This is a genomic window from Lysinibacillus sp. Bpr_S20 (genome assembly GCF_023337835.1).
Lineage (GTDB): Bacteria > Bacillota > Bacilli > Bacillales_A > Planococcaceae > Lysinibacillus.
Window position 1 is genome coordinate 233895 of record NZ_JALNLQ010000006.1, and the last position, 21339, is coordinate 255233.

Annotated in this window: 19 protein-coding genes; 13 read left to right on the forward strand and 6 right to left on the reverse strand. The window is 36.5% G+C overall.

Annotated elements, in window-relative coordinates; translation table 11 throughout:
* Positions 1-104 precede the first annotated feature (104 nt).
* The gene (locus MWJ95_RS16455; RefSeq protein WP_249076263.1) at positions 105-1625 is read right to left on the reverse strand and encodes a succinate CoA transferase; all 1521 of its coding nucleotides are present in this window, start codon (positions 1623-1625) and stop codon (positions 105-107) included.
* 460 nt (positions 1626-2085) lie between these two features.
* Positions 2086-2736, reverse strand: a complete 651-nt coding sequence (locus MWJ95_RS16460) for a LytTR family DNA-binding domain-containing protein (protein WP_049663393.1) — start codon at positions 2734-2736, stop codon at positions 2086-2088.
* Between the two features lie 504 nt (positions 2737-3240).
* Here MWJ95_RS16460 and MWJ95_RS16465 point away from each other — a divergent pair.
* From MWJ95_RS16465 to MWJ95_RS16480, 4 genes are all read left to right on the forward strand, one after another.
* Positions 3241-4035, forward strand: coding sequence for a helix-turn-helix transcriptional regulator (locus MWJ95_RS16465; RefSeq protein WP_249076262.1), 795 nt, complete (start codon positions 3241-3243; stop codon positions 4033-4035).
* A 267-nt stretch (positions 4036-4302) separates the two neighbouring features.
* On the forward strand, positions 4303-5058 hold the full coding sequence (gene yidC / locus MWJ95_RS16470) for a membrane protein insertase YidC (RefSeq protein WP_249076261.1): 756 nt from the start codon (positions 4303-4305) through the stop codon (positions 5056-5058).
* A 63-nt stretch (positions 5059-5121) separates the two neighbouring features.
* The gene (locus tag MWJ95_RS16475) at positions 5122-5370 is read left to right on the forward strand and encodes a hypothetical protein (protein ID WP_249076260.1); all 249 of its coding nucleotides are present in this window, start codon (positions 5122-5124) and stop codon (positions 5368-5370) included.
* A gap of 300 nt (positions 5371-5670) precedes the next feature.
* On the forward strand, positions 5671-6447 hold the full coding sequence (locus tag MWJ95_RS16480) for a M15 family metallopeptidase (RefSeq protein WP_249076259.1): 777 nt from the start codon (positions 5671-5673) through the stop codon (positions 6445-6447).
* A gap of 55 nt (positions 6448-6502) precedes the next feature.
* Here MWJ95_RS16480 and cls read toward each other — a convergent pair whose 3' ends face one another.
* From cls to MWJ95_RS16495, 3 genes are all read right to left on the reverse strand, one after another.
* A complete protein-coding gene (gene cls, locus MWJ95_RS16485; RefSeq protein WP_249076258.1) occupies positions 6503-7960 on the reverse strand; it encodes a cardiolipin synthase in 1458 nt (485 codons plus the stop codon).
* A 172-nt stretch (positions 7961-8132) separates the two neighbouring features.
* Positions 8133-8924, reverse strand: a complete 792-nt coding sequence (locus MWJ95_RS16490; RefSeq protein ID WP_249076257.1) for a YwqG family protein — start codon at positions 8922-8924, stop codon at positions 8133-8135.
* Positions 8925-9022: 98 nt separating this feature from the next.
* Entirely contained in the window at positions 9023-10183 is a 1161-nt protein-coding gene (locus MWJ95_RS16495; RefSeq protein WP_249076256.1) for an MFS transporter, read from the reverse strand.
* A gap of 696 nt (positions 10184-10879) precedes the next feature.
* Between MWJ95_RS16495 and MWJ95_RS16500 the strand changes: the two genes are divergently transcribed.
* Positions 10880-11017, forward strand: a complete 138-nt coding sequence (locus MWJ95_RS16500) for an Lmo0850 family protein (RefSeq protein ID WP_166672133.1) — start codon at positions 10880-10882, stop codon at positions 11015-11017.
* 63 nt (positions 11018-11080) lie between these two features.
* Here MWJ95_RS16500 and MWJ95_RS16505 read toward each other — a convergent pair whose 3' ends face one another.
* Positions 11081-12265: an FtsW/RodA/SpoVE family cell cycle protein gene (locus MWJ95_RS16505; protein WP_249076255.1), complete on the reverse strand. Its 1185-nt coding sequence runs from the start codon at positions 12263-12265 to the stop codon at positions 11081-11083.
* Positions 12266-12657: 392 nt separating this feature from the next.
* Between MWJ95_RS16505 and MWJ95_RS16510 the strand changes: the two genes are divergently transcribed.
* The 8 genes from MWJ95_RS16510 to MWJ95_RS24520 all read left to right on the forward strand — a co-directional run bounded on the left by MWJ95_RS16510 (position 12658) and on the right by MWJ95_RS24520 (position 21226).
* Positions 12658-13410 carry a hypothetical protein gene (locus MWJ95_RS16510; protein WP_249076254.1) on the forward strand — a complete coding sequence of 251 codons (753 nt, stop codon included), beginning with the start codon at positions 12658-12660 and terminating at the stop codon, positions 13408-13410.
* Positions 13411-13676: 266 nt separating this feature from the next.
* Positions 13677-14756 carry a D-alanine--D-alanine ligase gene (locus MWJ95_RS16515; protein ID WP_249076253.1) on the forward strand — a complete coding sequence of 360 codons (1080 nt, stop codon included), beginning with the start codon at positions 13677-13679 and terminating at the stop codon, positions 14754-14756.
* An 11-nt stretch (positions 14757-14767) separates the two neighbouring features.
* The gene (locus tag MWJ95_RS16520; protein WP_249106751.1) at positions 14768-16135 is read left to right on the forward strand and encodes a UDP-N-acetylmuramoyl-tripeptide--D-alanyl-D-alanine ligase; all 1368 of its coding nucleotides are present in this window, start codon (positions 14768-14770) and stop codon (positions 16133-16135) included.
* 85 nt (positions 16136-16220) lie between these two features.
* The gene (locus MWJ95_RS16525; protein ID WP_249076251.1) at positions 16221-16913 is read left to right on the forward strand and encodes an alpha/beta hydrolase; all 693 of its coding nucleotides are present in this window, start codon (positions 16221-16223) and stop codon (positions 16911-16913) included.
* 351 nt (positions 16914-17264) lie between these two features.
* The gene (gene cshA / locus MWJ95_RS16530; protein ID WP_249106753.1) at positions 17265-18764 is read left to right on the forward strand and encodes a degradosome RNA helicase CshA; all 1500 of its coding nucleotides are present in this window, start codon (positions 17265-17267) and stop codon (positions 18762-18764) included.
* Between the two features lie 232 nt (positions 18765-18996).
* Positions 18997-19476 carry a PH domain-containing protein gene (locus MWJ95_RS16535; RefSeq protein ID WP_249076249.1) on the forward strand — a complete coding sequence of 160 codons (480 nt, stop codon included), beginning with the start codon at positions 18997-18999 and terminating at the stop codon, positions 19474-19476.
* Positions 19469-20935: a PH domain-containing protein gene (locus tag MWJ95_RS16540; protein ID WP_249106761.1), complete on the forward strand. Its 1467-nt coding sequence runs from the start codon at positions 19469-19471 to the stop codon at positions 20933-20935. Before MWJ95_RS16535 ends, MWJ95_RS16540 begins: the two co-directional genes overlap by 8 nt.
* A gap of 162 nt (positions 20936-21097) precedes the next feature.
* Positions 21098-21226, forward strand: a complete 129-nt coding sequence (locus tag MWJ95_RS24520) for a hypothetical protein (protein ID WP_283164877.1) — start codon at positions 21098-21100, stop codon at positions 21224-21226.
* Positions 21227-21339: the final 113 nt, after the last annotated feature.

Genomic DNA, 21339 nt, shown 5'->3' on the forward strand with positions numbered 1-21339 from the left:
TATAGGCTTGTTAGCAGTCATAGAGTCTATTTAAAGTGAATTTTACCCCAAAAAGAACGCCTCATAAGGTTTTAAACCTATGAGGCGTTCCTAAATGATGAAAATTAAGCTTTAGCAACTTCTTTTTTCATTGTTTTGTTTTTAGCAAGATTTACGTGCCAAGAAAGTGCTTCCTCTAAAATATGAGGTGTTTGATGGCCGCCAGTTGCTTCTAGAGCACGGTTATAGTAATCCCAAAGTTGTTCTTTGTAATCTGGGTGTGCACAGTTCTCGATAATTAAAGGTACACGCTCTTGTGGTGCAAGACCACGTAAGTCAGCAATACCTTGCTCAGTTACGATTACATCAACATCATGTTCAGTGTGGTCTACGTGAGAAACCATTGGCACGATTGAAGAGATAGCGCCGCCTTTTGCGTATGATTTCGTAACGAAAATACCTAGACGTGCGTTACGTGCAAAGTCACCTGAACCACCGATACCGTTCATCATACGAGTACCAGATACGTGTGTTGAGTTTACGTTGCCATAGATATCTAATTCAAGAGCAGTGTTGATTGAGATTAGACCCAAACGACGGATAAGCTCTGGGTGGTTAGAAATTTCTTGTGGACGTAAGCAAATTTTATCAGCGTATTTCTCTAGATTGCCATATACTTTTTTCTGTAATTCTTCAGTCAGTGTAATTGAAGTAGCTGCTGCAAATTTAACTTTACCAGCATCAATTAAGTTGAATACAGCATCTTGAAGTACTTCAGAAGCAACAACTAAATCTTCAAATTCTGAATTTGCGAAGCCGTCAAGTACAGCGTTTGCAACAGAACCTACACCAGATTGTAATGGCATTAATTGTTTTGTTAAGCGACCAGCTTTAATTTCATCTCTGAAGAAGTCTAATAAAATGTTCGCCATTGTTTGTGTTTCTTCATCTGGTGGAACGATTAATGAAGGCGCATCTGGCTCTTCAGAAATAACGATCGCTTTAATTTTAGCTGGATCTACTTTAATACCGATGTCACCAATACGTTGCATAGCATCAGTCATTGGGATTGCTTCACGTTGACCTTGCTCACCTGGTACATAGATATCGTGGATACCTACTAAAGCTTCAGGATGAGAGATATTTAATTCGACAATAATATTTTCAGCGTAATCAGCGAAGATTGGTGAGTTACCTACAGAGTTTGTTGGGATAATGAACCCATCTTCTGTAATAGCAACAGCTTCAAGGATTAAATATTTGATTGGTCCGATAATTCCTTGACGAACTAATTCAGCGTTATGTGAAAGATGAGCGTCTACATAAAGGACATCACCAGTGTTAATTAAATTACGGATTGTTGCATCTCCTTGGAACGGCCCACGTTTGCGGATAACACCAGCGTCAGCTAAGTATTTATCTACTTCAGGTCCTAAAGAAGCTCCTGTATATACATCAATTTTGAATTTTTCGTTTTTAGCTCGCTCTACTAAAGCCATAGGAACAACTTTTGCGTCCCCCGCACGAGTGAATCCACTCATACCAACTACATCACCGTCAGAAATCAGTGCTGCAGCTTCTTCAGCAGTAACAATTTTACTTTCAAGTTCTTTTAAGCCTAGGCGTTTTTGAACAATTGCATCCATTAAAAAATCCTCCCCTAAAAAAGTTTGATGGAAACCGATTACAAAACTAGAAAAAACGTGTAAGAATTTTCTGTTTATTCAGTTGTAGTATGACTCCAACCATTTGAATAATACTATCACCAAATTGTCACAATTACTTTAGAAATAGCATTAAATTGAGTAAAACTAGGAAAAACGAGCATAAAAACGAATTTTCGACAGAGAAAACGTTTTAATGTAGAGGTGTATTATTTTTAGAGAATTTCCCTTTTGGAAATTCAACCATATAATGTGAGGTTGATTTCCGCTCCGGCTGAACGCTCTATCGCTGATCCTAGGGCTCGCTCTGACTCTACTCCAATCAACTTAATCACATGGGTAAATGTTTTAAAGCAGTGTTATCTCTAACTTTTGATGAAGTGCATGTAAATCAATAAAAAAGACAGCGAACATTTAGAATGCTCGCTGTACTTATAAAAGATTAGAAACCTAAAGAACGACGGAAGTAGCTTGCGTAGCGTTGGCTAACAGGAATACGAGTACCGTCTTTCATGATTAATAAAAACGTTGAATGTGAATCTGGTTGAATTTCATCAATGTAGTCAATGTTAACAATATAAGAGCGGTGACAACGTATAAATGAGTCAGGTGCTAAAAATAGCTCAAGATCACTTAGATTTAAGCGGTGATATCCTTCACGACTCATTGTTTTAACAAATGTTTTTCGGAGCTGTGTTTCAAGATAAATAACCTGATCATGCTTGATTGGGTACCAGCAGTCATCAATTTTGATGGTAATGTAGTTCGTTAAAAATGCGGATGGCTTTTGTGGGAAGATTGCAGTGATTGCACCCTTAGTTTCGCCTTCCTCCATTAAAGGAATACTCATGCCGTAGTAAGCTACTCCAAATACATCAGGCTCAATATAAGAGCTAATCTTTTGTCCGTAGTTTAACGCTTTATGAGCTGCAGAGCCTTCTTTAATCGGGTCACCTGGTTTGATTTTCAAATCAACTTTTTTGCTCGCTTGGTAGTACAAGTATTCGTTTGTATCGGAAATTGCAATGGAAGTATTCTCAGGGAAAAACTCCTTAATAATCTCCATAATTTCTTCTATTTGTTTTGGATCCACTATTAACACCTCGTCTAAACTTTTAAAAATAGTATTATCATCTATTTTACTACATATTCGTATAAATTATATAGAGAAGATTTCGGAATAAAAAAGAGAAATGTCGAATGATGAAATATAAAGATGCAAATTACATTACATAATTTGTAACAAATTTTAAATAATTACTAATTCATTTTGATAGGTATATGGTAAAATCTAAATGTAGGTAATTAAGTTTACGAGGTTTCTACTATGTGCATATGATAAATTAGAACTAGTGTAGGAGACAAAATGTGGTTGAAAGGAAATCGCAAAATATGGTAAAATTAACGGTATAGTCTATTTTTTTTTTGTAACTAGTGATTTAGTTGGGTTACTTTCAAGTTATATTCAATTATATAATTGTGAAATATGACTCAATTCTTACAATTAGTAAGGAAATACTATTTTCTTATATGAAATAGATTTTTGTCAGAAAATGTAAAAGCAATGCGTGCAATCTGAGGAAAGATGGGGAAGATTATGCAACTACATCAACATTCTATGTCAGAAACGATATCCAAAAGATACTTTCAAGAAATCGATAGTATTAACCAATACATCGGTATAGAGGAATTTTTTAATATTGAGTCGAAATTAATATTTGAGATCTATCATTTAGAATCTACAAAGGCTAAGAAATCTTTGCATGAATTAATTGATATTCTTTCAATACGTTTTGGCAAACAAGTCATTAAAATTGTTCGAAGTTATTTTTCTGTTTTGTCGTCAATTGTTGCTCGTAAACTGCTAGACAATCAAGTTCCTTCGAAGAAAGCATTTGCTTTTAACATTGCTTGTCATGATATGATTGAAAATCAAATGAAAGACGCTGAATTTTTACAATTCGCTGATGATTTAATTGATTTCTTTGTTTATTTTATCGCAGATCGTAAGCAACCGACTTTCCGTCACCAGACAGTTAATAAAGTAATTATGTTTATAAATGATGAATTGGAAAATGACTTAACAGTGGAAAGCATCGCAAATAACTTCCATATTAGTACTAGTCACTTATCGCGTATTTTTAGAGAACATGTTGGTATTACATTAGTTGAATATCTAAATGTTCGTCGGGTAGAAGAATCACAGTACTACCTTAGACACACTAATAAAAGTATTACTTCTATTTCAGATCAATTCCATTTCTGTAACCAAAGCTATTTTACCCGCATCTTTAAAAAATATACTGGGGTAACGCCCAAACATTTCCGAGACGAGCTACATCATGAGTTTTATCGTTTTGAGATGACGGAATCAGAGCTGCAAAACGTTTAACTTATTTCAGCGGGTGTGCAAATATCCGCTGAAAAATAAGAACAACTTTGTACAAGAACAAAGCTGTTTCTGAACGTAATTATGCTGAGGCATAATTGAGTGACAAAAGTACACTTAGTATAAGATTAATCAATAGATGCGGACGTATTAGCGATGCTAAAGCTCGTATCTTTTTTTATGATGGAATTAGTAGCACTTGCTATTTGATAAAAATAGACCCAATAATGTATACTTCATTTTAGTTGATAAATTATAGTAGGTGGAAAAATGAAAAATTTGAAGCTATTTTCAATGCTTGGACTTGTCGTTTTTGTTCTTAGTGGCTGTCAAGCTGTGCAAAACAAAGAAGGTTTTTTCTATAGTATCTTTGTAAAACCAATGGAATTTTTACTGGAATTTTTCGGTAATACAATGTTTTCAGGTAGCTATGGTTTAGCAATCATCGCTATTACGGTTCTTATTCGTTTAATTTTAATGCCGATTATGTTAAAAAATTATCGTTCGCAACAAAAGATGAAAATGAAAATGGATGCGTTTAAGCCTGAAATGGAAGCCGTTCAGAAAAAGATGAAAGAAGCAAAGACGAAAGAAGAGCAAATGCAGTATCAACAAGAAATGATGGCATTATATCAAAAACATGGTATCAATCCACTCAATATGGGCTGTTTACCAATGTTAATTCAAATGCCAATTATCATGGGTCTTTATTTCTCCATTTTATATTCTACAGATGTGAAAGCGCATGAGTTTTTATGGTTTAGCTTAGGTTCACCTGATATCGCTATGACAGTTGTAGCTGGTCTTGTTTATTTAGTTCAGGCACGTGTATCTTTATGGACGGTACCAGAGCAACAAAAAGCACAAATGAAAATGTTTATTTATATTTCACCAATTATGATTGTCTTTATCTCGATGTCATCTATGGCAGCTCTACCACTTTACTGGTCAGTCAGCGGTGCATTGTTGATTATTCAAACATATATCGGTCGAAAATTCTATTCGGAGCATCCGGAAAAAGTGTAAATTCATACAATAATTTATGTCGAGGCGCCTATGTAGCCTCGATTTTTTTAGGAGGACAGCAAGATGAACATAAAGTGGGTATCATCTATTCTAGTCGCGGTTTTAAGTATTGCGGCAATCGTATTTATTATCATGGGTAATTTTAATTTTGCGGTATTGGCAATGACGATTATGTTTGCCGTATCGAATGGTTTTAGAGCAAAAAGCTTTAAGGAGCAAGGTTATATAAAAGAGGCGAAATGGATGAAGTACATGGCAATCTTTTTCTCAATTGCTTCTATAGTTGTGTTTATTATTGTTCTCACAGACTAACAAGCTAGTGATCAATTATGCCTCGGCATAATAGCGTCCGGAATCGACTTTGTGTTTAGGCCTGTGTGCGAAAGCGCAGCGACTGGTACAGGTGTTTGGAAACCCGCTGAAAGAAGTTTAAAAATCATTGGTGAAAACTTACACCCTAAATTGTGAACAGTGATAAAATGAGACTATACCAATATAGTAAAAACTAGTATCGGTACTTATTGAAGGATTGTTCTTTCTGTAATCGATTTAATTCTTCGACAGAGGAGCCAACTATGTAGTGCCAGATAACTTTAAAAGGGGTAAAAAATAGTGAAAAAGAAACGTTTACCACTCATCCTTGGTGCTTTAATTTCAGTGGCGCTTATTGCAGCTATTTTTGTAGTTTATAACTATAAAAATAAACAGGTAAGTAATGCATCAGATGAACATGAACAACAAACAGCAGAACCAACTAAAAAAGAATCACCTGAAAAAGAAGAGCCGAAAAAAACAGTGGATCATCCTGTGAAGCCAGAGCAAAAGACAGATGCAAATGGCTATATACCAAATCAAACATTACCAACTGAGCCAACATATATTAATGGTATTTTATTAGCGAATAAAATATATCCGCTACCATCTACCTTTGCGCCTGAAGAAAATCCTGAGGCACGCCAAGCGCTAAACAAAATGTTTGCTGTAGCAAAACAAGACGGTTTTGATTTAGTAGCCTTTAGCGGCTATCGATCTTTTGAATACCAAACAACATTATATAATAACTATGCTAAACGTGATGGACAAGCTGCGGCTGATCGCTATAGTGCTCGACCAGGTTATTCAGAGCATCAAACAGGTCTAGCCTTTGATATAGGGGAGAAAGGTAAAGATAATTTATGGCTAACTGAAGAATTCGGTGAAACACCAGCAGGACAATGGTTATTTACACACGCCCAAGACTATGGTTTTATTTTACGATTCCCCAAAAATAAAGAAGACATCACAGGTTATATGTATGAGTCATGGCATTACCGTTATGTTGGTGTAGACATAGCAAAAGATATTAAAAAACAAAATATAACGCTAGAAGAATATTTAGGTGTGAAATAAAAAGGGAAGAGAGTTGTTCGTCATGATGAACTAGCTCTCTTCCTTTCTCTGTATTCTACAAAATAGGTGTTAATAAACGTGAAATTGATTCCTTAAATTTAATCAGTGTAGAACGATTTTTGTACATTTCCCATGTTAATTCAGTACAATCAAAAATATCCTTTTCAAATAGCTCAGCAAGTCGATGTGAAATCGTTGAGTCATAAATAAAGGCATTTACTTCAAAATTTAAACTGAAACTTCGTACGTCAAGGTTTGCAGTTCCGACTGTAGATGCTTCATCGTCAATAATAATTGCTTTAGCGTGAATAAAGCCTTTCTCATAAATATAAACTTTTGCTCCTGCACGCAATAATTGTCCTACGTATGAGTATGTAGCCCAATAAACAAACATATGATCAGGCTTATTTGGAATCATGATCCTCACATCAATGCCTGAAAGCGTCGCAATTTTAATCGCATCTAAAAAACTAACATCTGGTATGAAATATGGCGTTTGGATATAGATATATTTTTTCGCCATATTAATAAGCTTTAAATAACCAATTTTAATTTGTTCCCAGTCAGAGTCAGGTCCGCTTGACACGATTTGTAAGCCTACATCGCCTTTTTTCGGGATAGCAGGGAAGTAACGGTCTGAATAACCCATTTTCTGATGTTCGCAAGCTTGATTCCAATCAAGTAAAAAGCGTGTTTGTAATGGATGTACGGCACTACCTTCAATACGTAAATGTGTATCTCTCCAATAGCCGAACTTCTTTTGTAGACCAAGGTATTCATCGCCGACATTAAAGCCACCGATATAACCAATACGGCCATCAATCACAACAATTTTTCGGTGATTTCTAAAATTTAGACGGGGGTTTATAAGTGGTAAAGTGGATGGGAAAAATACTTCAATTTCACCACCTGCATGAAGCAATTCCTTGAAATGACGTTTCTTAACGTTACGTGAGCCCATTTCATCATATAAAATACGTACCTTAACCCCTTGTTTTGCTTTTTTAATAAGTTTAGTAACAATGCGTGTTCCTAAGTCGTCTAGACGGAAAATATAATATTGAATGTGAATATGATCTTTTGCTGCCTCTATATCTTTTAGAAGCTGCTCAAATTTATCTGCACCATCATCAAAAATATCAATGTGGTTGTCTTGTGTTAGTACGGCATTATTTGTTTTAAGATGCATATAAATCATTTCTTTATACTGTTCCGCATTTTCTATACGAAACTCGAACGTATCGTCTCGGATTGCTTCTGTCTGATAGCTAATGAGGTTATCGATACCAATATCTTTGCGTCCTTCCCAACGGAATAAATGTTTTCTCCTTAATTGTCGTCCGAATAGCAAGTATAAAATAAACCCACCTAATGGAATGAAAAATAGTACGAGAATCCATGCCCATGTAGAAGTGGCATCTTTACGCTCTAAAAAAATTATGACCATTGCTGCTAAAATATTTACAAACATAATTAATGGCACTAGATATCCAACATCTGTAAAAACACTCATTCCTACACCTGCCTTTACTATATTTTCGCAATATATCTAGTATAGCTTACTTTATATGTGGAAAGAAGATAAGAAATTTGTCTTAAGCATGGAAAAGGATTACCTCCAAAACTAAAACGAGGTAATCCAACATCAATTTCGCTTTGTTACATTTATCGAATGAAGATAAAGATTAATAATGCTCCCATTGAAACAAAATATCAGAGAAATCCCTTTGAAGAAGCTTTTCACGGTTAATAAAAAATTTCCCAACTCCACTATCTGCCCACATAATACCAATTTCATCATTAGAGTCGATTTGGAGTAATAATACATCATATCGTTTAAGGAGCTGCGATTCGTGACGGATATCCTCCTCTAAAAAATAGGGATAACCACCAATTTTAGCTCCTGCCCCTAAGAAGTGTTGGAGATAAATCTCCAGTAAATCAACATCTTCTGTTGAAGGAATTAAATTTGGTAAATAAGATACGGCGCGATAATCTAAAGCAGAAACAGGTTCTTGTATCGGTTGAAATTGCAATGCTAACTCTTGATGAATAGGGAACCGATCATCTACTGTTTGTGCTAAAAACTCCTGTTTAGGCATTGTCGCCTCATCATTTACGGTAGGATAAAATCGTATTTTATAAAATTGCTGGAAAATATCCTCGTGATAATGATCAGCATTTACGAAAATATTAGACGAAATAAAAAATTGCAGCATCCCCTGAGATGGGAAATCCTTTAATGGTGGCATTTCTGCAAAGTTAATTTGAGCTAACAGCCGCATAGGCTCACCTGTAATATCTTTCGGATAAGTTTGGTAATAGGGTAAATAAGGTTCTCCAGCAAATTTACTTTCTGTTACTGTAGTTGAACGTGTATATGGCGTGATAATCATTGCTGAACGTAGTGAATCTTCGATGTCAAATCGAAATGATTCTAGCTCTTTTGGAAGTAAAAGATTTGTTGTTTTGTTCATATAGAGCCCTCCAGTATTTCGCTTTAAGGAGTCTAATATCCCTTGATGTGATCTATATTCTTTCATTTACTATTAAGGTACGGCTTTTTATCAACAAATTATTCAAGTCGTAAAGATTTATTTGATGCTTTAAAAATAAATAGTAAAGTTATTGAAACGACGGCTATTGCTGATGAAGTATAATAGCCCAAACTAGATTGCATTGTAAATAGCCATGTGAAGAATAGCGGTCCTAGAATGCGACCTAGGTTATCCATTGAATAGGAAAGACCTGCAGCAGTCCCATATTGTCCACCAGATTCTTTAGTTGAAAGGGATACGACACATGTTCTCGCAAGTGCATTTCCCGCTGTAAAAACACAAAGGGCAAAGCCTGCCATCAATAAGTTAGCTGTTAAAGTAAATAACAGCATACCTATAGCTGTGACAATTTGTGCACCTATTAACCAAGTCGTCTCGCTGCCGTTTTTAATACGTCTAACCACACCACCTTGAATAGCTGCATCTACAAATCCACTAAACATAAACAAATAACCAATTTGTAATGGTGTAATTTGAATTCGATCAATTTGAAATAGCTGGAACGTTGCTTCTACTCCTGCCAGCATAAAAGTGACTAAAAATGAGAACATAAATAAATAGCGCACACGATACTGTAGCATTTTGATTGCACCCTTTGGCACAATAGCGCGTTTATTCGTATCTTTTCGTTTTGTAGGTTCTTTTAAAACGAAACTTGCATAAATAAATAATAGTGCAATTAGTGTTGCAGAAGCGACAAATGGTAGTTGCAGGCTATAGTGTCCGAGCATGCCTCCAATTGCAGGTCCGAAAATAAAACCGAGCCCGATGGACATGCCCATGAAGCCCATATACTTATTACGATCCTCCTCACTCGACATATCTCCTACAAAGCCTGTCACAGCCGTGTATAGTGCACCCGAAAATAGACCACCCACAACACGTGAGAAGTACAACATGGCTAAATTATTTATAAATAAGGAGAAAATAACAAAGCTTAAGCTAAAACCAACTAGGCCTATTAATATAAGTTGCTTACGACCTACCTTATCGGATAGCATCCCCCAAAATGGCGCAGTGAAAAAACTTGCAAGCGAATATACTGTAAGTAGGCCGCCTACGTGTATATCACGCCAATTTTGTTGAACTACAACCTCGGGTAAGACAGGTATTATAATTCCAAATCCTAGGTAGACAAGGAATTGAACAGACATTAGTAATAAAATTGCCCTTTTCATACAGTACCCTGCTTTCATACGATATTTTAGTATGTATATTCTACCTCTCTTGTTATTGTTATTACAAGAAGACGGAAGATAAAACAGCATAAGTGCTCGTTGTTCATTACTAAAAGTAGGGAATGACATTTGATAAAAGTTTGCCAAGGTATATTGTTTAGGGCGGAGGCTGGACGATTTCTAACAGTAATAGAGAAACGAGGCTGAAAACGATGTATAAAAAAAGGCGGACTGTTAATAATGGGATTAGGTCGATACGGCTTTAAAGTAACTAAAAGGACTCATTCCATTTTTAATTTTTGTATCGATTGTCGCATAGAGTATTAAATTATCTCTGGGGTATACTACTAGAGGGTATATCGATATTAAGAGTGGTAAAAAGGTTTATAAGGATGACATTTAAGGTTGATTGGTGTACTGGGTGACTCCTTGGGGATCAGCGTCACAGATGAGACCCTGCAGCGAAGCGGCAGCTACAAAGCGCGCAGTAGGAACGCAAATCCACTCGCTTTGAATATAAGTTGGTAAATAGTTAAGAAGAGGAAAAATTTACATTGTAACAAAAATGAAAAATTTTAAAGCAGCGTTAAATGGTATGATAGATATAACTCGTCAGACATCATACGCATGAAAAAAATGAAACTTTTTTGGTAATTAAACGTTATATAAATTCGAGGAAAGATTGAGGTGGAATGTATGAAAAAAGAAGTAGATTTGAAAAAGATTGTTTCGAATTTATCTAAGTTGGGTGTAACAGCCACTGTAACAAAGTCTCGACTTGAACTTTTAAAAGTGCTCACACCACCAACGCAAACTCCGCAAGTTCAAGCTTAACTCGTTTTACAAATAAAAATGGGTAGTCTCGTAATTGAGACTACCCATTTTTTATATCCATAATTAATCATCATCGTGAGTTGTAAACATGTACGTCCGATAGTGGAAACGCATACTGAAAACAAGACCAAGTGCTAGCGAGTTCCCCATCAATGAACTTCCTCCATAACTGATAAACGGTAGGGGGATACCAGTAATAGGTAAAAGTTGGATAGTCATACCGATATTTTCAAGTACGTGGAATGTAATCATTGCAATAATCCCGGCACATACATAAGTTGAGTATGGATCCTTTAATAATAGTGTAGTTTTTGTTAAATGATAGATTAATAAAAAGAAAATACAAATAACGATACTAGCGCCAATAAAACCCCATTCTTCTCCGATTACTGTGAAAATAAAGTCGGTATGATTTTCGGCAACGTAAACTTCACGACCGCGGAAACCTTTTCCGAAAATTTCACCTGAACCAATAGCATTTAAGGACGTAATTAAATGGTATCCTTCACTAGAAGAATATGAATATGGATCTAACCAAGAATAGATTCGCGCAAACTGATACGATTTAAAGCCAAATGATTTCTCTAAAAAACTCTGCATATAGAGTGCCATCCATAAAAGAGAACCACCTACTATAGCACCACCTAAAAAAGTTGGTACAATAATTTTCCATGATACACCTGCTACAATGACAATAGCAGCTGTAATGGCAAAGAATACTAATGCTGAACCGAGGTCAGGCTGCTTCATAATAAGAGCTAAAGGTAGTAACAGTGTAGCACCGATTTTTCCTAGCAATATAAAGTCCGTTTTTATGGATCTAAAAGAATGAACTTCGTTGTGCTTACTAATAAGACGAGCAAGTGCTAGAATGTAAAAAGTTTTCATAAACTCAGAGGGTTGAATATTCCCTAGCGGTGTTTTAAACCAACTTTTTGCACCATTAATACGTTCACCGATTTGTCCTGGTCCTTCTGGCATGAAGATAAGCAGTACTAATAGGACGATTCCAGCACCGTACATATACCAAGACATTTTTTTATATTGATCAGGTTCAAAAAACATAACTATTCCAATAATGACCGAGCAAATGACGTACCATCGCAATTGTAAAGGAACATAGTTAATGCCATACTGACCTGATGTTTGCGCCGACGCAATGGCTAACAAACTTATGACTAGGAAGGTTAAGAGTATAAAAGCGAGCGTCCAGTCAAAACGATTCGCGAAATTTCGTTTATTTTCCATACAAGCCACCTAAATTAATATAGTATCTCTTCATGAGTAAAATTGATTCAAATTAATTCCAATTCAATATGCTACCAAATATATTTAAAAGGACTCTCCTCCATAGGTCAAGAAGTAAATTTCGATGCCGATGAAAGGGTATTAACGAGGAGGCTTGATGTTTTTCTTTCAGTTTAGATTCCTCGCACATATTTGAAAAAAATGAATAGAATTATATTTTTAAAAATTTGTTCATTCCGAGTGGTTAAAAACAGATGTGCAATAGCATCTTTATCATTCATATTATACCGTAAAAAACATTTTTACGCCTGTGAATATTGTTATGACGATTATTAGCTTAAAATGTTTCAAAAATTCATGTTTAGTTTTATAATGTAGTGAAGAATGGGGTGATGGTTGTGGCTAAAAAATTGAAGTCAGCTGAAGATTTTATGTATCATATTTATGTTCATATGAATGATGTCGATAAATTTGTTATTTTTAGCGGGCTTAAATTCTCGCAATTTGTGGCTGCGCTTGAACCACTGCATCACTTACTGTTATTGAAACATTCCTATGAAGATGGTTCCTTTAATATGCATACACAGTTTGATTATATACCAGAAGAGGAAGTAACGCAGTTTGTCAAGAAAGCTACTGAATCCAAAGAATTGTGTTGGATAGACTTTATGGATGAGAAGAGGCTAGACCAACTAACACCGATGGAACAAGGAGAATTGCTTTATATAAGTCATAAAAAGGAACCGATTACTTCACCATTTTTTAATAAATTGCAAAATCGATTTGTCTATTACTCTTCAGATTTAGAAAAAATGACTAAAATTTATTTCCGTCATTTAAGTGATTCCGATTTACTGATTGCGAATGTTTTGAACAGTTTTATTCGCGAAAAGGAACGGAGCACTGGTTTTTGGCGACGGAAAGTGAAAACGAGTATCCCATCTATTTCACCAGAATTTTTACGTGCTTATCGTTCCTTTGCTAAAGATGGAGCACTGTTATCACTGTATCGAATCGAGAAGCCTAAAGAAGCTTACGGTATCGAAATTCGCAATCTGTCAGAGTATTCTTTTCCTGACGAAGTATGGGATGATTTAAATACAATTTTGAAAACTGAGCACGATGAATTGATTTATATTATTTAACTTGCAGGCTAAGTACAAAGCTATTCCTGATGCAATTATGCCTAGGCATAATTGATCTATTCATTTGTACGTAGAATGACTATACATTAAATCTCACCGTCAAAATTACGGTGAGATTTTTATCGTCATTCAGTAATTGTGTTACGAAAGTAATAAATGTTTTCTATAGTAACAGTGACAATTACGCCAAGAAGAAATTGATGTCATTTGTCAAGACGTTTCGTGATAAACTAATAGTACTCAAGAAGTATGTGGAGGGCACAAAAATGAAAAAAAGAATCGGTTTATTATACGGTGGAAAGTCAGCAGAGCATGAGGTGTCATTATCGACAGCACGTGCAGTCACTGAAGCTTTGAATTTCGAGGAGTATGAAGTATATCCGATTTTCATTACACTTGATGGAGAATGGCGCAGCGGTGATCGACTAAATAAACCTGCGAGTACAATTGAAGAGTTACAATTTGGTGATGATACCACTATTTTAGAAAATAATATTACGGATTTTTTAATTGATAAGGATGGTAATTCTGTACAATTCGATGTAATTTTCCCATTACTTCATGGTACTAATGGTGAAGATGGAACTGTTCAAGGTTTACTTGAAGTTCTTAATTTACCGTATGTAGGTAATGGTGTGTTAGCATCAGCAACTGGTATGGATAAAGTAATCATGAAGCAATTATTTGAAATTGCTGGCTTACCGCAAGTACCGTATACTTACTTCATTCGTAGCGAATGGGCTAATGAACGGGAGGCGATCCTTGCTCGTTGTGAAGAAAAATTAGGTTGGCCGATGTTTGTGAAACCTGCTAACTTGGGATCTAGTGTCGGAATTAGCAAGGCAACAAATCGCGATGAATTAGTGAAGGCCATCGAAATAGCCTTACAGTATGATCGTAAAATTGTCATTGAGGAAGGTATTGTGGCTCGTGAAATTGAACTAGCTGTACTAGGAAATGACTTACCGGAAGTTTCTGTACCTGGTGAAATTAAACCAGTAACTGAGTTCTATGATTATGACTCTAAATATAAAGATGGTACAACAGCCCTTATTATTCCAGCAGAGCTTCCTGTGGACACGGTATCAAGCTTACAGGAGTTAGCAAAGCGTGCGTTTAAAGCTATTGATGGAAGCGGTTTAGTTCGTGCGGACTTTTTTGTGACGGCCGATAACAGCATTTATATTAACGAAGTGAATACAATGCCAGGTTTTACACCAGTCAGCATGTATCCTCTTTTATGGCAGCATACAAATGTAAGCTACCCAGAGCTTATTAATCGTCTGATTACACTAGCAATTGAGCGTTTTGAAGAAAAACAACAGCTTCACTATAAAAAAGACTGAGTGTGATTATTGTGAAAAAAACATTAAAGCAGTTAGCTACATGGTTAAATGATGATGTGCCAGCTTTTGGTGATACAGTCGTATCAGGAATTTCGATTGATACACGTACAATTCAACAAGGGGACCTATTTGTACCGTTTCGTGGTGAGAAGGCCAATGGACATAAATTTGTTCTGCAGGCCTTTGAAAAAGGAGCAGGTGCTTCTCTATGGCAGAAAGATGAACCAAATCCACCACAAGGTGTACCATTGCTCTTTGTAGATGATCCAGAATTGGCGCTGCAGCAAATGGCGCGTGCCTATCGCAGTGAACATAAAGCAAAGTTTATTGGTATTACTGGTTCAAATGGTAAAACATCGACGAAAGATATTTTAGCAGGAACGTTAACACCATTTTTTAAAGTACAAAAGACAATTGGGAATTTTAATAATGAACTAGGCTTACCTATTACGGTTTTACAGCTAGATGAAGATACTGATGTTGCTGTACTTGAAATGGGGATGAGTGGTTTTGGCGAAATAGAATTTTTAACGAAACTTGCTCGTCCACATATGACGGTGATTACAAACATTGGCGAGGCTCATATGCAAGATTTAGGCTCACGTGCGGGAATCGCTAAAGCCAAGTTTGAAATAATTCAAGGAATGCAGCCAGACGGAGTGCTATTTTATGATGGAGACGAACCGCTACTTCAAGAGCTAGTTGCGAAAGAGCATCAGTTAAATGCAGTGGCATTTGGCTTAGAGCAGGGCAATCTATTGTATGCAAACAGTATTGAAGCAACTGCTGAGGGAAGTAGTTTCTCTACACATGGTGTGATTGAAGGAGATTTCTTTATTTCCGTTCTAGGGAAGCATCAGGTTAAAAATACATTAGTTGCTATGTTAATTTCTCAAAAGCTAGGTTTAAACGATGACCAAATTCGTGCATCCTTAAAACAAGTAGCTCTTACGGATATGCGCATGCAACAAGTGAATGGATCAAATAGGGCTTTGTTTATAAATGATGCCTACAATGCTGCACCAACCTCTGTAAAGGCGGCTATTCAATTTATAGCTTCGACAACGATTCGCCCAGAAAAATGGCTTGTGTTAGGTGATATGCTGGAGCTAGGACCAAATGAAAAGGATTTCCATGAAGATTTATCGAAGTATATTCATGCAGAAGAAATCGCTTATGTTTGTTTGTTTGGCCCACGAATGGCTTATTTGAATGAAGTCTTAAAAGAGCGTTTTGATGAAGAGCATTTGCTATATGTAGAGGATGATTATACGCCAATTATCGAAAAACTACAGCAAGCTAACGAGGAGTCTATCGTTTTACTAAAAGGCTCTCGTGGTATGAAATTAGAAACAATCTTACGTGCATTCACGTCATAAAATGAAACAAGGAATCGGTGGGATACTCTCTCACCGATTCTTTAAATTCTTAATTTAAATGAGTTAACATTTAGAGGTGAAAATAATGTCAGTAGGCGTGTTATGTATACATGGATTTTCAGGCGGACCTTATGAAATAGAACCTTTTACTACCTATTTACGTACGCATACGAATTGGCTGATTGAAGAACCTACTTTGTCGGGGCATGGGGAGGAATTACAAATGCGTGGTTTCACCGCAAAGCATTGGTTAATGGATGCCGAGCTCGCTTTCCGTGGTCTGGCTAAAAAAGTAGATGAAGTAATAGTAGTTGGGTTTTCAATGGGTGGTATTATAGCGCTTTATTTAGCCAAACGTTATAAAGTGAAAAAGCTTGTATTACTAAGCGCTGCTGCCAAGTATGTGAGTCCGAAGCAACTGGTCAAAGACTTTAAAGTGCTTGCTACTGAAGCGTATCACCGTAATCTGTCTAATAATGAGTTGTATATACGTTATCGACATAAGTTTAATCATGTGCCATTATCGTCAACGATAGAATTCATGAAGCTTGTTCGAATGGTGGAGCCGTATTATAAAGATATTAAAATTCCGGTGTATATTGTACAAGGGAAATTAGACGGAATAGTGCCCTATCACACGGCTCAATTTTTATATGATCAAGTAACCTCAAACGATAAAACTTTGTATATTTCTGATAATGGGAAGCATCATATATGTTATGGTGAAGATTGCTCTGAGTGGTTTTCTTACGTTTTGTCGTTTTTAAAGAGTGCGTAAAGTAGTCAGATAATTACGACTCATGCGTTATCGTTGCATACGTTTTAATCCCATGTTAGACTAGTGTAAGCAATGGATACATTTTGTGCGAAGACTCTTCATATTTGATTGAAGAGTACTTTTTTTTGAACACAACGGTTTTATTCTAAAGTGAATAATTACGACAGAATCAAACCGCTCGGTAAAGACCGGGCTTTCCTTTTCATATAAGAGAGCTCTATGTGACCATCATATAGAGAAAAATTTTAAGTAACGGAAACGTTCCAAAACACAGGCTCGAATTTGCCGACAACTTCATCTGAAAATGTAACCATTTGTCAACTTAAAAGGAAAAAAAGGAGATTGAGAAGTTTGACAAATTTTTCAGAATTAAATATTAGCGAATCTACATTACGCTCTGTAAAGCGTATGGGATTTGAAGAAGCAACACCAATCCAAGAAGGTACTATTCGTTTTGCAATTGAAGGCCGTGATGTATTAGGTCAAGCGCAAACAGGTACAGGTAAAACTGCCGCTTTCGGGATTCCACTTATCGAAAAAATTGATCCAAAAAACCCTAATATCCAAGCATTAGTAATTGCTCCAACTCGTGAATTAGCTATTCAAGTTTCTGAAGAGCTTTATAAAATTGGTTATGACAAACGTGTAAAATTATTATCTGTTTATGGTGGTCAGGAAATCGGCCGTCAAATTCGTGCACTGAAAAATAGACCACAAATTATCGTGGGTACGCCTGGCCGAATTATAGATCATATCAATCGTCGTACTTTAAAATTAGAAGACGTTCAAACATTAGTACTTGATGAAGCAGATGAAATGTTAAACATGGGCTTTATCGATGATATTAATTCCATCTTAGAAAACGTTCCAACTGAACGTCAAACATTACTGTTCTCAGCAACAATGCCACCAGCAATTCGTAAAATTGCAGAAACATTCATGCGTGATCCAGAAATCGTAAAAATTAAAGCTAAAGAATTAACAGTTGATAACATCGATCAATATTTTGTGAAGTCTGCTGAACGTGAAAAATTCGACATTTTATCTCGTTTATTAAACGTTCACCAACCAGAACTTGCTATCATCTTTGGACGTACAAAACGCCGCGTAGATGAGCTTGCACAAGCGTTATCAATTCGTGGTTACCTTGCTGAAGGAATCCATGGTGATTTAAGCCAAGCGAAACGTATTTCTGTGTTACGACAATTTAAAGAAAATAAAATTGATATTCTTGTGGCAACAGATGTAGCTGCTCGTGGGCTTGATATTTCTGGTGTAACACATGTTTATAACTTCGATATTCCTCAAGATCCTGAATCTTATGTTCACCGTATTGGTCGTACAGGCCGTGCAGGTAAATCAGGTCTTGCGGTAACATTTGTAACACCTCGTGAAATGGGTTACTTACGTATTGTAGAAGAAACAACGAAAAAACGTATGACACCACTTCGCCCACCAACAAATGACGAAGCTTTAGTAGGTCAACAACGTCTAGCTGTGGAAACACTAGAAGGTCTAATTGCGAACAATAATTTAGGTGATTATCGTACACTTGCGACAGAATTACTTGAAAATCATGATGCAATCGATGTTGTAGCTGCTGCAATTCGTTCATTAACAAAAGAGCCAGATGATACTCCAGTAACAATTACTGAAGAACGTCCATTACCAATGCGTCGTGAGCGTTCTGGCAATCGTGGCGGAGATCGTGGACGCGGCGGCAACCGTAACTTTAACGGACGTCGAGATGGCGGACGTGGCGGAGATCGTCGAGAGGGCGGACGCCGTGATGGAGGTCGCCGTGAAGGTGGACAAGGTCGTTCACGCGCACCACGTCGTCACGAAGACTAATTTTAACTTCATCAAATTGATTAAACCTTACAGTCCAAGTGGCTGTAAGGTTTTTTACGTCTTTCAGCAGGGGTCACTCAGATGAAACTACAACCTAGGTGAGATGAATGTCATGTCCTATGGCAAATTTTCTGTGCGAAAGCTACAATTACCTCAGGAAGAAATTGATATAATTTGAAACAAAAAGATAACTAATTCCGTATACGTAGTTAAAGAAAGAGAGGGAAAGATTTTGAGAGCAGAACCAATGCATAAAATTTCGAGGAAAGGGTTAACCGTGTGGCGTTTATATGGTGTATTGCAAACCTTATTACTGTTGATTGTAGCGGCGTTTGCATGCTACGGTACTTATTATTTTGAATGGCCATCATTTATTTATTTCATTGCAGTTGCTGTAGTCATACTTAGTGCTGTCCTTTCTACTTATCTATTTCCAAAGATAAGATGGGAACGCTGGCGTTATGAAGTGCGTGATAATGAGATTGAGGTGCAACATGGTTTGTTTGTTGTTAAACGTACGCTCATTCCAATGGTACGCGTACAGCATGTTGATACGACGCAAGGGCCAATATTAAAAAAATATGGTTTAGGTAATATTTCAATATCTACAGCGGCAACTGTACATACAATTCCTGCACTTGTGATGGACGAAGCTGATGGACTTCGAGCACGTATTTCGGAATTAGCAAGGGTGGCGGAAGATGATGTCTAAGGAAATAAACCGTTTACACCCGATCTCGGCTATTATTACAAGTGCAAAAGCATTAAAAAGTTTGATTTTCCCGTTAGTTGTTATTATTTTCTCTAATGGTTTTCACATCTCCTTTAATTTCCATAGTGATAATTTTTGGCGAACGACTTTCTTATTCGGTATTTGGGGAGTGGGGGCTTTACTTGCACTTGTTAGTGGGATTGTTAAATGGCGCACCTTTGTATATTGGTTTGAAGATGGAGAATTGCGTGTAAAGTACGGTTTGTTCGTTAAAAAGAAGCGTTATATCCCATTTGACCGAATTCAGAGCTTAAATTACAATGAAGGTATTTTTCACCGATTGTTGGGCTTAGTAAAGGTTCAGGTTGAAACTGCGGGAAGTAAGGATAGAAAGCCTGAGGTTGAGTTAACGGCTATACGTAAGGCGGCGGCAGATGTCATCGAGCAGGAAATGCGTCGTGCAAAGAACCAAGTAACAGAACCGATGAATGATGAACAGTCGGAAATAGAGGAAGTATTAGTTCCAACTATTTATCATATGTCGATACGTGATTTGTTTATATTGGCTATAACTTCAGGTGGAATTGGGGTCGTTCTGTCCGGTATAGCAGCAATTGTCTCTCAGTTTTCGGATATAATACCGTATGAAGAAATATTTAATGAGTTAGCTGTCTTTGCGAAATTTGGTGCATTGTTAGTTGCACTAGCAGTGATAGTCAGTCTAATTGTGGCGTGGTTTGTGTCATTTGTTATCACACTAATCAATTATTATGAATATACAGTCCGAATTGAAGATGAAAAGCTTATTATTACAAAAGGGCTAATTGAGAAAAAACGAATTACTTTACCGTTAAATAGAATTCAGGCGATTCGTATTGTAGAGAATCCAGTGCGTCAATTATTTGGCTTTGCAACAGTTGTTGTTGAGAGTGCAGGAGGAAATGGTGGAGAAGGAAATGATAAAAAAATTACTCTGTTCCCACTTATTCAGACGCAAGAATGTTTGGAAACACTTGAGCAACTGTTTCCAGATATAAATTGGCGACCGGAATTTATCAATTCACCAAAACGTGCTCGTCCATTTTTTTACCGAATTGATTTTGTTTGGCTCATCCCTATAATAGGTGCATGTAGTTATTTCTTTTATCCATATGGGTTGCTTTCGTTATTATTCATTCCATTAACGATAGTAATTGGTATTTGGCAACATAAAACAGCTGGCTATATGATTGATGGAAAGCAATTAACAATGAAATATCGTGTATTCAGTCGTATTACACTTTTTATGGAGAAAAAACGTATACAATCTATTGGGACTACCCAAACGTATTTCCAAAAAAGAAAGAATGTTATGACTGTAAAAGCAACGGTAATGTCAGGCATGACTGGTATAACAGGGAATGTACCGAGCTTAGAGCAGCAAGATGCTGAAACAATATTATCTTGGTATGAACATTAAATGAAAGAACTTGGCTAATCCTCACAATTAATAGGGGATTAGCCTTTATTTAATGCCTCCGGCGGATGTCACGGAATGATGCCGAGGCATCATTGATGTGTAAGTGAATTTATTGGCATTGACGGATCGTTCAAGAGATACTTGTGAGAATGGATATCTTTCGTGGATGATGTGAAAACGGTAGAGGATACAGAGCGATTTGTAAGAGATGCGATGCAACAATATGCAGATAATAATGGCCTACAGGTAGGGATCTATTATGAGGGGAAGCTTGCGGGAGTAATTGGCTAACATCAAGTGAGGGACGTGTAAGAAATCGAAGTATGGTCGCGCTTTGAAATAACGAATTGCCTATCACTCTAGCATAAAAATAATAGAAGCAATCCACAATATAGCTTGAGGAT